Below are 13290 nucleotides of genomic sequence, written 5' to 3'. Positions count from 1 at the left end.
AGCCACGCCTTTGCGACGGTCTTGCATGCACGTGGCTTCCTGTTTTCCGCGCTGAGCGTCGGCGCTGAACAGCATTGAGGACACAGAAATGGCCAATTTCATCAAATCCGACCTTGAGTTCATTCTTCAGCAAATACTGATCGCCGAAGCCAACGCGAACGGTGAAGACCTCCTGTCCTTGCTTCCCAATACCCTGGTGCCTTTCGGTTTGCGTACCGTTGATGGTTCCAACAACAACCTGATTACGGGACAGACAGAGTTCGGAGCGGCCGACAACCTGTTCCCACGCATGCTCGATCCGGTCTTCCGCCCCGCGGAGGGCGGTACCTCCTATACCCAGACCAGCGGCATGGTGATCGATTCCCAGCCCCGTACGATTTCCAATCTGATAGTCGATCAGACGATCAGCAACCCTGCCGCCGTGCAGGCGTTCGTCGATGCGGAGATGGGCATCCTGGCTGACGGCAGTCAAGTCGACGGGGGCGGCGTCCCGTTCCCGGTCGGCACCTTGCTGGACCTTGACGGTAATCCGGTTCCGGAGGGGCAACCGCTGTTCATCCCCAATACGGCCCCGGACGAGGGGTTGTCCGCGCCCTTCAACAACTGGTTCATCTTCTTCGGTCAGTTCTTCGACCATGGCCTCGATCTGGTGCAGAAAGGCGGTAGCGGGTTGGTGTTCATGCCGCTGCAGCCGGACGATCCGCTGATCACTCACGGTCCCGACGGCATCGCCGGCAGCGGCGACGAGCTGACCGATCCGGCGCTGCAGTTCATGGTGTTGTCGCGGGCGACCAATCAGCCGGGGCCCGACGGCATTCTCGGCACGGCCGACGATGTCCATGAGCACCTCAATCAGACCTCGCCGTTCGTCGACCAGAACCAGACCTACAGCTCCCATCCGTCGCACCAGGTGTTCCTGCGTGCCTATGAGCTGGATGCGTCCGGTAAGCCGGTGTCGACCGGCCGCCTGATCAATAACAGGGACCTGGGGCCCGACGGCATATTCGGTACCGCTGACGATGGCCCGGGCACCGGCATGGCCACCTGGGCGGTGGTCAAGGCCCAGGCGCGTGCGTTGCTGGGTATCGACCTCACCGACGACAACGTGACCAACATTCCGTTGCTGGCCACCGATGCCTACGGCAAGTTCATCCCGGGGCCCAATGGCTTCCCGCAAGTGGTGATGCTCGGCCCGGACGGGATACCGGGCACTGCCGATGACTTCCTCATGGAAGGCAACCCGGCCGCCCCGATCAGCCTGGCCGGCGCGGTGCTCACCGGCCAGGCCTTCCTGGTCGATATCGCCCATACGGCCAACCCCATCGATAGCCAGAGCGGCGCCATGCTGGCGGCCGACTCCGACAGCGCAGTAGGCCTGTCGGAACCTGGCACTTACGACAATGAGTTGCTCGATGCGCACTTCATCACGGGCGACGGCCGGGTCAACGAAAACATCGGCCTGACCGCCGTGCACCATGTATTCCACTCCGAACACAATCGCCTGGTCGAGCTCACCCAGGAGGTGGCGGTAGAGGCGGCGATAGCGGGCGACCTGGCGTTCCTCAACCAGTGGTTGCTGACGCCGGTGGCGGCGGTACCGGTCGATCTTTCGACGCTGGACTGGAACGGCGAGCGTCTGTTCCAGGCCGCCAAGTTCGGTACCGAGATGCAGTACCAGCATCTGGTGTTCGAAGAGTTCGCGCGTAAGGTCCAGCCACAGGTCGATGAGTTCCTGGCGCCGGATGGCTTCGATGTCACGATCGACCCGTCGATCGTCGCCGAGTTCGCTCATACCGTCTATCGCTTCGGCCATTCGATGTTGACCGAAACCGTCAATCGCCTCGACCCCAACTTCGTATCCAGCGACATGGGACTGATCGAGGCCTTCCTCAATCCCCTGGCGTTCAACCAGGTCGGTGGGGTAACGGTCACGGCCGAACAGGCCGCCGGCGCCCTGGTGCGCGGCTTGACCCGCCAGGCCGGTAACGAGGTCGACGAGTTCGTCACCGGCGCGCTGCGCAATAACCTGCTCGGCCTGCCGCTGGACCTGCCGGCCATCAATATCGCCCGTGGTCGCGATGCCGGCGTGCCGTCGTTGAACGCGGCGCGTCGTTCGTTCTATGAGGCGACCGCCGACAGCCAGCTCAAGCCCTACACCAGTTGGGTCGACCTGCTGGGCAACCTCAAGCATGAACTGTCGCTGATCAACTTCATTGCCGCCTACGGCACCCACGCCACCATCACCGGTGCCACGACCCTCGAAGCTAAGCGTGCGGCGGCCATGGAGCTGGTGTTCGGTGTCGATGAAAACGGCGACGCCGTGGTCGCCGCCGATCGTCTCGACTTCCTCCACAGCACCGGCGCCTGGGCCAATGGTGCCGGTGGCGTGACCATTACCGGGGTCGACGACATCGACTTCTGGGTCGGTGGTCTGGCCGAGAAACAGATGCCCTTCGGTGGCCTGCTCGGCTCGACCTTCAACTTCGTCTTCGAGACCCAGATGGAGGCGCTGCAAAGTGGCGACCGCTTCTACTACCTGGGCCGTCTGGCGGGCCTGAACTTCCTCACCGAGATGGAGGACAACTCCTTCGCCAAGCTGGTGATGCGCCACACCGATACGCTCCACCTGCCGGCGGATATTTTCTCGACCCCCGGCCTGATCCTCGAGGCCGACCAGAGCCGGCAGTTCAACGAGGGGCTCGGCAATGCCGACCCGGTCGGTGAAGACCCGTTGATTCCGCTGGTGATGCGTGACGATCCCGGCACCGATGCAGTCGAGACCAACTATCTACGCTACACCGGCGACGAGCATGTGGTGCTCGGCGGCACCGACGGTGACGACACCCTGATCTCCAGCATCGGCGACGACACCCTGTGGGGCGACGCCGGCAACGACCGCCTGGAAGGCGGTGACGGTAATGACGTCATCGAGGGCGGTGATGGCGACGACATCATCACCGACATGGGTGGCGACGATGTGCTCAAGGGTAACGACGGCAACGACGTCATCCAGGGCGGCAACGGCGAGAACCTGATCCTCGGCGGCCATGGCAAGGACTTCATCATCACCGGTGAAGACATGTCCGAGACCTTCGGCGGTCCCGGCGACGACTTCATCTATGGGGCACCGTTGAACCTGCCGACCTTCGGTAACGAAGGCGACGACTGGATCGAACTGGGCACCTCCGATGGCGCCGGCGGCGACAACTTCGACCCGCTGGAAGCCGGCACCATACTCGGCCATGACGTGTTCATCACCGGCGGCGGCTTCGACGAAGTCGACGGCGAGGGCGGTGACGACATCATGATCGGCTCCGAGGGCGAAGATCACTTCGGTGGCGGCGGCGGTTTCGACTGGGTCGGCTACAAGTTCGCCCGCTTCGGCGTCAGTGTCGACATGCTGGTCAATGACCTGATCGAGCCGCCGGTGGCTGCTTCGAACCAGGGTATTCTCGATCGCTTCGCCAATGTCGAGGGCCTGTTCGGCTCCGCCGAGGGCGATATCCTGCGCGGCGATCATGCCGATGCGGCAATCATCAATGTCGACGGCGCCCTGAACAGCACCCTCAACGCCGAGGGTATCGCCCTGATCGACGGCCTGCAGGCCTTCCTCAATGACATGCTCGGCGTCCCGACCACCTCCTTCGGCGCCGGTAACATCATCCTCGGCGGCGGCGGTAGCGACATCATCGAGGGCCGCGGCGGCGACGACCTGATCGACGGCGAGCGCACGCTGAACGTACGCATCAGCGTTCGTCAGAACCTCGACGGGACCGGGCCGGAGATCGCCAGCTTCGACAGCATGAAGCCGATGATCCCGCTCATGCTCAACGGCACCTACAACCCGGGCCAACTGGTCATCGTTCGCGAGATTCTGGTCGATCCCGAGAGCTTCGATACGGCCGTGTTCACGGGTAACTTCTCCACCCTCGGCGTGCCGGATTACCTGATCAGCCGCGACGACAACGGTACGCCGGGCGACTTCAGCGACGATGTGTTCACCGTGACGGACACCTTCCTGGATGGCGATGGCGTCGACCGGTTGCGCGGCATCGAACGCCTGCAGTTCAACGATATTGCCCTGGTGCGTGATGACGCTACCGGCGAGTTCGTCGAGCAGGTCGCCGGTACCCAGCAATTCGGCAACTTCTCGCCGCTGGGCAACATCCAGATCAGCGGTACGGTACAGGTGGGTCAGCTGCTCACCGCATCGGTGGCCGGCATCACCGATCAGGATAATGCCGGCGGCACCCTCAATGGCCGGCCGATCAGCTACATCTGGCAGGTCGACACCTTCGGCGACGGCATCTTCGAAGACATCGTCGCCTTGGGCGGCGGTAACCCGGCGACCCAACTCGGCAATACCTTCCGCGTGACCGCGGACCTGGAAGGCCTGGCGCTGCGCGTCAAGGCCATCTATCGCGATGACGCCGGAACCACCGAACTGGTCTTCTCCGCCGGCACGGCGCCGGTAGCTGCGGGCGTTTTCCCGACCCCGGCGGCGATACCGGCGGAATCGCCGACGGTCAGCCCCGGCGGTGGCCTGCACCTGATCCGTTCGGACCTGCAGTTCATCCTCGAACAGATCTTCATCTCCGAGCGGCACGCCGCGGGTGAAGACCTGCTGTCGCTGCTGCCCAACTCGCGGGTGCCGTTCGGCCTGCGTACGGTGGATGGCTCGTTCAACAACTTGGTGCAGGGCCAGAGCGGCTTCGGCGCCACCGACGAGACCTTCCCGTTCCTGGTGCCGCAGAATTTCCGCGACGATCAGGATGGCGACAGCTTCAACGGCGTGACCAACACCAACTACGCCTCGACCACCGACGTGGCCGACGCCGATCCGCGCATCATCAGCAACCTGATCGCCGACCAGACCATCACCAACCCCTCGGCGGTGCAGGCCTTCCTCGATGCCGGGCTGGGCACCCAGGTGCTCGATGCGGTCACCGGCGAGCCGCTGTTCAACGCCGACGGCACCCCGCGGATTCTCGATCTGGACGGCGTGGAAATTCCCCGCGGCCAGAGCCTGACCATCCCCAATACCGCACCGGATGAAGGCTTGTCGGCGCCCTTCAATGCCTGGTTCACCTTCTTCGGCCAGTTCTTCGACCACGGCCTCGATCTGGTGCAGAAGGGCGGCAACGGCAACGTCTTCGTGCCGCTGCAGCCGGACGATCCGCTGATCACCCATGGCCCGGACGGCATCGCCGGCACCGGCGACGAGCTGACCAACCCGGGCCAGCAGTTCATGCTGCTCACCCGCGCCACCAATGTCGAGGTGCTGCCGGGGCCGGATGGCGTGCTGGGTACCTCCGACGACATTCACACCCACAAGAACCAGACCTCGCCGTTCGTCGACCAGAACCAGACCTATGCCTCGCATCCGGCGCATCAGGTGTTCCTGCGCGCTTACGAGCTCAACGGGGCCAATCAGCCGGCCGCGACTGGCGAGCTGCTGACCAACCGTAATGTCGGCCTCGATGGCATCTTCGGCACCGCCGACGATGTGGCCATCGGCGGCATGGCGACCTGGGCCGTGCTCAAGGCCCAGGCCCGTGACATCCTCGGCATCGAGCTGACGGATCACGATGCCCTCAACGTGCCGCTGGTGGCGGTCGATCCGTATGGCAACTTCATCCCGGGGCCGAACGGTCGCGTGCAGCTGGTCACCGTGGGACCCGATGGATTGCCTGGTACGGCCGACGATGTGCTGGTTGAGGGCGATCCGGCTGCGCCGATCAGCACCGCAACGGCTGTGCGCACCGGCCATAGCTTCCTGGTGGATATCGCCCATACGGCCAATCCATTCGGTCCGACCGGTATGCCTTTGATGGCCGACACCGATAACGTGGTCGGCCTGTCGGAGCCTGGCGCATTCGACAATGAGTTGCTCGACGCGCACTACATGGCCGGCGACGGCCGGGTCAACGAGAACATCGCCCTGACCTCCGTCCACCATGTGTTCCACGCCGAGCACAACCGCGTCGTGGCGCACACCAAGGACGTGGTGCTGGCGTCGAACGACGTCGATTTCATCAATAACTGGTTGCTCACCCCGATCGTGGCACTGCCGACCACCCAGGGCGAAATCGATGCGCTCAACTGGAACGGCGAGCGCCTGTTCCATGTGGCCAAGTTCACCACCGAGATGGAGTATCAGCATCTGGTGTTCGAGGAGTTCGCCCGCAAGATCCAGCCGCAGGTCGACGTCTTCCTCGGCGAAGGTCAGGGCTATGACGGCGAGATCAACCCGGCGATCGTCGCCGAGTTCGCCCATGCCGTGTACCGCTTCGGTCACACCATGCTGCTCGAAACGGTGGACCGCCTAGACCCCAATTTCGCCTCCAGTGAAATCGGCCTGATCCAGGCCTTCCTCAACCCGCTCGAGTTCGACCAGAACGGTACGCTCACACCTGAACAGGCGGCAGGCGCAATCGCCCGCGGCGTGACCCGGCAGGCCGGTAACGAGATCGACAACTTCGTCACCGAGGCGCTGCGCAACAACCTGTTGGGCCTGCCGCTGGACCTGGCGGCCATCAACATCACCCGGGCCCGCGACACCGGCACGCCGTCGCTCAACGCGGCCCGTCGCGACTTCTGGGAAAACACCGGCGACAGCCAGCTGGCCCCCTATACCAGCTGGTTCGACTTCTCGCTGAGCATGCGCCATCCGTCGTCGCTGGTTAACTTCATCGCCGCCTACGGCACCCATGCCGAACTGCTGGCGGCCGATGTCGACACCCTGGCCGAGAAGCGCGCGGTGGCCGCGGCGCTGGTCCTGGGCGGCAGTGCGGTGATCAATGCCGGTGAGCTGGATGAGCGAACCTTCGTGGCCGACGACGTCGACCGTGTGGCCTTCCTCAACAGCACCGGCATCTACGCCATGGTGAATGGGGTGACCACCACCGGCGTCGATGACATCGACCTCTGGGTCGGTGGCCTGGCCGAACGGCAGATGCCGTTCGGCGGCATGCTCGGCTCGACCTTCAACTTCGTGTTCGAGAACCAGCTGGAGAAACTGCAGAACGGCGACCGCTTCTACTACCTGGAGCGCACCGCGGGGCTGAACTTCCTCTCCGAGCTGGAGAACAACTCCTTCGCCCGCATGATCATGGCCAACACCGATGCCACGCACCTGCCGGGTGACGTGTTCTCGACCCCGGGCTTCATCCTCGAGGTCGATCAGAGCCGGCAGTTCACCGGGCTCGGTCTCGATGGCAGGGACGACCCCGTCGGTGAATCTTTGCTGATTCCGGATGTGGTGCGCGACAACCCGGACACTCCGGGGGCCGACACCAACTACCTGCGCTACAACGGCGATGAGCACATCGTGCTCGGCGGCACCGCGGGCGATGACATCCTGATCTCCAGCATCGGCGACGACACCCTGCACGGCGATGAGGGCAACGACCGGCTCGAAGGCGGCGACGGTAACGATATCGTCCTCGGCGGTGCCGGCGATGACATCCTCACCGACCAGGGTGGCGAGGACAACATGCAGGGCGGTGACGGCAACGACGCCATTCATGGCGGCAACAGCATCGACCTGATCCTCGGCGGTTTCGGCAACGACTTCATCGTCACCGGTGAGGACGGCGACGAATCCTTCGGTGGCCCGGGCAACGACTTCATCCTGGGCGACATCGCCGACGAGTTCGTGTTCGGTAACGAAGGCGACGACTGGCTCGAACTGGGCATGGCCGACGGCAGCTCCGGCGACAACTTCGATGTACGGGGTCTGGACGCGACCATAGGTAACGACGTGTTCATCGGTGGTGGCAGCATCGACCGCATGGGCGGCGAGGGCGGCGACGACATCATGATGGGCAACGGCGGCCCGACTGATCGTTATATCGGCGGCTCGGGCTTCGACTGGGCCCTGTTCCGGGATAATCCGGCCGGCGCCTACGTCGACATGCGCCTGCGTGCCTTCAACGAGGCGATCCTGCCGCCGTCCAACGGCTCCAGTCTCGCCCGCTTCGAGTCCATGGAAGGCCTCTCCGGTTCGGCCCACAGCGACATCTTGCTGGGCGATGACTTCGATGCCGGCATGATTGCCGCCTCCGGCTTCACCGGCAGCGTGTTGACCAATATCGCCCTCATTGATGGTCTGCAGGGTTTCCTCGACGCCATGCTCGGCGCAACCGTGACCTCGTTCGGCGCCGGCAACATCATCCTCGGCGGCAACGGCAGCGACCTGCTGCAGGGTAACGGTGGCGACGACCTGATCGACGGCGACCTGTGGATGAACGTGCGCATCAGCGTGCGCGAGAACAGCGACGGCACCGGCGCGGAGATTGGCAGCGCCAACAGCATGACCGAGCTGGTGGATGACGTGTTCGCCGGCCTCATCAACCCGGGTCAGCTGGTCATCGTCCGGGAGATCCTGCCCGGCGATGGCGGCTTCAACTTCGACACGGCCATGTATTCAGGGCCTCTGGCCAACTACAACATCGTCGAGAACGGCGACGGCACCTTCACGGTGGAAGACCTTGGCGATGACCTGCTAGTCGGCGGAATCATTGGGCCAGATGGCATCGATACGCTGCGCAATATCGAGCGCTTGCAGTTCAACGATCAGTCGGTGGTCCTGGTGCCTGGCCTGAATGCCGAGCCAGTGGGGTTGGCCTCGATCAACGACAGCAACCCGGAAGTCGGCTCCTTGCTGGCGGCTAACCTCGATACCGTGACCGATGCCGACAACCCGGGTATCGGCCGTGTGACGGGGCCGGTGAGCTATCAATGGCAGGCCGACTTCACCGCCACCGGCGTGTTCGAGGATATAGTGGCAATCACACCGCTCGGCGACGAGCGGGCGAACGGCCAGACCTTCCGCGTCACTGAGGATCTGGTCGGCCTGAACCTGCGGGTCCAGGCGGTCTACCAGGACGCCAACGGCGTGCTCGAGACCGTGTTCTCGGCAGTGACTGATCCGGTTGCCGCGGTCTCGGTCAACGACGCCCCGGTCGGCACCATGCTGATCAGCGATACAACGCCGAATGTGGGCCAGCAGCTGACCGCCACTCGCGCCTTCACCGACCCGGATGGGCCGGCCAGTCCGGTGCTGTCGTATCAGTGGCAGGTTGGTAGTGGTGGGGTGTTCAGTAATATTGCTGGCGCAACAACTGCGTTCTTCACTCCGACCCTGGCGCAGCATGGAATGCAGTTGCGGGTTGTTGTCACCTACACCGATGACCTCGGCACTCTGGAGACCGTGACTTCGCTGGCGACGGCGGCGGTGGCCAGTGTGATCGTTGGTACGGCAGGGGATGATGTGCTGAATGGCACGGCGTTTGATGATGAGATCCGTGGGCTTGATGGAAACGACATTCTCAATGGATTGGCCGGGAATGATGTGCTAGATGGTGGCGCAGGGGCGGATGTTCTCAATGGCGGTGTAGGTGCAGACAGGATGGCGGGTGGTACCGGCGACGATGCCTACATGGTTGATGATGTTGGGGATGTTGTAGTCGAGTTTGTTGGTGAAGGTGCTGACATTGTCCGGACCACGCTGTTGAGTTACACCCTTGGCGCTAACGTGGAATACCTGTCCTACCTTGGGTCTGGGGCGTTCACTGGCATTGGCAATGGACTGGATAACACGTTGAACGGTAGTACTGGCAATGACAATCTCAATGGTGGTGCCGGTAACGACCGACTCAACGGTGGCGCAGGGGCGGATGTTCTCAATGGCGGTGTAGGTGCAGACAGGATGGCGGGTGGCACCGGCGACGATGCCTACATGGTTGATGATGTTGGGGATGTTGTAGTCGAGTTTGCTGGTGAAGGTGCTGACATTGTCCGGACCACGCTGTTAAGTTACACCCTTGGCGCTAACGTGGAATACCTGTCCTACCTTGGGTCTGGGGCGTTCACCGGCATTGGCAATGGACTGGATAACACGTTGAACGGCAGTACTGGCAATGACAATCTCAATGGTGGTGCCGGTAACGACCGACTCAACGGTGGCGCAGGGGCGGATGTTCTCAATGGCGGCGTAGGCGCAGACAGGATGGCGGGTGGCACCGGCGACGATGCCTACATGGTTGATGATGTTGGGGATGTTGTAGTCGAGTTTGCTGGTGAAGGTGCTGACATTGTCCGGACCACGCTGTTGAGTTACACCCTTGGCGCTAACGTGGAATACCTGTCCTACCTTGGGTCTGGGGCGTTCACCGGCATTGGCAATGGACTGGATAACACGTTGAACGGTAGTACTGGCAATGACAATCTCAATGGTGGTGCCGGTAACGACCGACTCAACGGTGGCGCAGGGGCGGATGTTCTCAATGGCGGCGTAGGCGCAGACAGGATGGCGGGTGGCACCGGCGACGATGCCTACATGGTTGATGATGTTGGGGATGTTGTAGTCGAGTTTGTTGGTGAAGGTGCTGACATTGTCCGGACCACGCTGTTGAGTTACACCCTTGGCGCTAACGTGGAATACCTGTCCTACCTTGGGTCTGGGGCGTTCACCGGCATTGGCAATGGACTGGATAACACGTTGAACGGTAGTACTGGCAATGACAATCTCAATGGTGGTGCCGGTAACGATCGACTCAATGGGGGGGCGGGGAATGACACCCTCACTGGTGGCGCCGGTAACGATACACTGAGTGGCGGCCTCGGTAACGATACCTTCGTCTTCGGCCCCGGCTTTGGCAACGACCGGATCACGGACTTCGACGCCGACCCGGTCGGTGGTCAGGACCTGCTGAATATTGCTGCGCTAGGCGTGACCGCCGCGAACTTTGCTGCCAACGTGACCATCGCCGATGTTGGGGCAGACACCCTGGTGTCGGTCGGCGGGGGGAGCATCCGGCTGGTGGGAATCAACGATGCGACGACCATCACCCAGGCGGACTTTACTCTGGCGGTATAAGGACGCCGTCAACAAAGCGGAACGCGGTAACAACAAGAGCGGTATGGGGCGACTTGTCGGCCCATACCGTTTTTGTAGGGTGCGCCGTGCGCACCGCAGGCTGTGGCTATCCGTTGGTGTGCGGAGCACATCCACCAAGCCCATTCTTTGGAGCTATATCTTTAGGACGTACCGATACAGCAGATAGTTTTGCGCATGGGGATGGAGGCGTGAATCAACCCCGACAGAATCAATCCTGGATTCCCGGGGCGGCGATGAACAAATCTGCTGGACGACTGTCACACACCCTCTGGGCGCAGGGAGCGCGCCTGCTACTGCCTATTCATGAGAGGCAGAGCACTCAAGGAGGGGGATAAAAGCGATCGCATGCCACGCAATAGACCTTGTTTAGAAGGACCCCAGCCAACCAATGCCTGACCAACTGCAACGCCCCAGCTATAGCAACGATGAAATAGATCTGGCTGAACTGCTTCGCTCACTGTTCCAGCAAAAGTACCTGATTCTATCTATCGCCAGTCTGATCACCTTGGGGGCAGCTGCCTATGCCTTCCTGGCGACGCCGCACTTTCAGGTGCAGAGCCTCTTGCGCCCGGTGGACCGGGGCAGTCTCGATGAGCTAAATGGCTCCGGCGTTTATGAGCTGACCCCGGCTGAAGCATTGAGTCGTGTCGGGGCGGGGCTCTCTTCCTATGAGAGCCGCCTCAGGTTCTTCCGTGACAATCAACAGCTGTTCACGGGCTTGGGCGAGCCTGGGCGCTCTCTGGAGCAAGTTTTTGAAGCGTTCAACCGCTCGGCGTTCACCATGCTGCAGGTCGACCCGAAGAAGCCCAATAGCCTGAGCGAGTTCGTCGGTATATCGCTGACCTACCCCAAGGGGGTCGACGGTGTGGCGGTGGTCAATGGGTTGGTTGCTGCCGTGCAGGAGGCAGAGCGGGAGCGCATAGCCACGGACCTGAAGGTGCTGATTGCCAACCGCTTGTCTGCCCTCGAGCAAAAGATTGAGGCCGCGCGGGCAAGCTATGAGGCAAGCAAGCAGGCACAGATTGCTAGCCTGCTCGAGCAGGATGCCTTGCGTAGGGCGCAATTGCAGGACGAATTGCAGGCACTGCGCGGCGAATTGAAAACGCGCCGGGAAAATCGCATCAAACGTCTCGACGAAGCCATGCAGATAGCTGAGTCGCTGGGTATTCGCAAACCTACCACGCCATCGGCCATGGCCGATGCACAGCAGCAAGGACAGGTGGTGCGTACCGAGGTCAACAGCCGTGACATTCCGCTGTACTTCATGGGGGTGGATGCGTTGAAGGCCGAGCGGCAGGCCTTGAACGAGCGCAGCTCGGACGACTTCAGCGAGCCGCGAATCGCCGAGATCGAGAAGGAATTGACCCTGCTGGGCCGCAACCGACAGGTGGAAGTCCTCGAACAGCGCACGAACGATGACCTGTACCTCAAGGGCCTGGCGGAATGGCGCCAGGAGGCGGCTCAACTTAAGGGGATCAAATTCGATACCAGCACCTTGCAACTGGTCAGGGTTGACCAACAGGCGCTCGAACCGCTCTCCGCGGTCAAACCGAAGAAAGCGCTTGTGCTCGGCCTGGGCGGTGTCGCAGGCCTGACGATCGGCGTCTTCGTGGCGTTGCTGCGCAACCTGCTGCGCCCGCGCACACGCCAAACCCCGTAGCCGGCCTGACTCAATTTGGGTTGTGTCGGGCGGACTCAGGGTCGTAGCGAGCAGTCCGCCATTGTTCACAGCCAATCGAGTGGCGTACTGCTGCACGAGTACGCCCTACGGCAAGCGCTTGGCACCTACTCCGACCTACATAGTGGATGCCGCGGGAATTCCCAGGCTGAACTTTCGCGAATAGCGCGATACGGTCAAGGATGACGCCCATACCCAAAGACAGCCGTATCTGATGCCCGGGGTATCTTCTTCTTCACCCATGCCCCGCGGGTACGTCACGGTAGCGACCTGCTGGCCCGACACATCGACATCCTCTGAGAGTCACGGCGGGGTGGTGTTGCCGGATCACCTGCACTGCGTTGGCGATTGATCAAGCTAGTGCTTTCGTGTGCGGTGCCTGCGGTTGAATGGCGCTCGAAAGTTATGCTGCGCTGCCGTGAGCGGGTATTCGGCAGCGGTGCTATTGGGAGCATTGCATCCGTAACCATGACAACCTGAGCCGCCATCTTGACTACATCCACATCAGTACGCTCAAGCGCGGCTTGGTCAGCCGGGTGCGTGACTGGCCTCTCCACCTTCCGTCGCCTGGGGGCGAGCGGCATCTACGCGCCGATTGGAAGGTGGTGAACAATCCAATGACTTGCCCTACGACGATTGAGTAACCCCGTCAGGCGTAGTCGTGCAGCTGTGTGCCGTTTTCCGCAGTGGCAAACGCACGAACCCTTGC

Annotated in this window: 2 protein-coding genes; both read left to right on the top strand. The window is 62.2% G+C overall.

Features of this window, described 5'->3' with window-relative positions; translation table 11 throughout:
- The first annotated feature begins 88 nt into the window (after nucleotides 1-88).
- The gene (locus ACSX1C_RS07265) at nucleotides 89-10882 is read left to right on the top strand and encodes a peroxidase family protein (RefSeq protein ID WP_439888876.1); all 10794 of its coding nucleotides are present in this window, start codon (nucleotides 89-91) and stop codon (nucleotides 10880-10882) included.
- Between the two features lie 409 nt (nucleotides 10883-11291).
- Nucleotides 11292-12563, top strand: a complete 1272-nt coding sequence (locus ACSX1C_RS07260; protein ID WP_439888875.1) for a Wzz/FepE/Etk N-terminal domain-containing protein — start codon at nucleotides 11292-11294, stop codon at nucleotides 12561-12563.
- Nucleotides 12564-13290: the final 727 nt, after the last annotated feature.

This window comes from Pseudomonas sp. MBLB4123 (genome assembly GCF_051904775.1).
Classification (GTDB): domain Bacteria; phylum Pseudomonadota; class Gammaproteobacteria; order Pseudomonadales; family Pseudomonadaceae; genus Aquipseudomonas; species Aquipseudomonas benzenivorans_B.
The sequence above is the reverse complement of the archived record's forward strand: the minus strand, read 5'-3'. Positions and strand labels throughout refer to the sequence as shown.

Excerpts from the sequence above, each read along its gene's own strand:
- ACSX1C_RS07260 (WP_439888875.1), top strand. The coding sequence starts at position 11,292 with ATGCCTGACCAACTGCAACGCCCCAGCTATAGCAACGATGAAATAGAT.
- ACSX1C_RS07265 (WP_439888876.1), top strand. The coding sequence starts at position 89 with ATGGCCAATTTCATCAAATCCGACCTTGAGTTCATTCTTCAGCAAATA.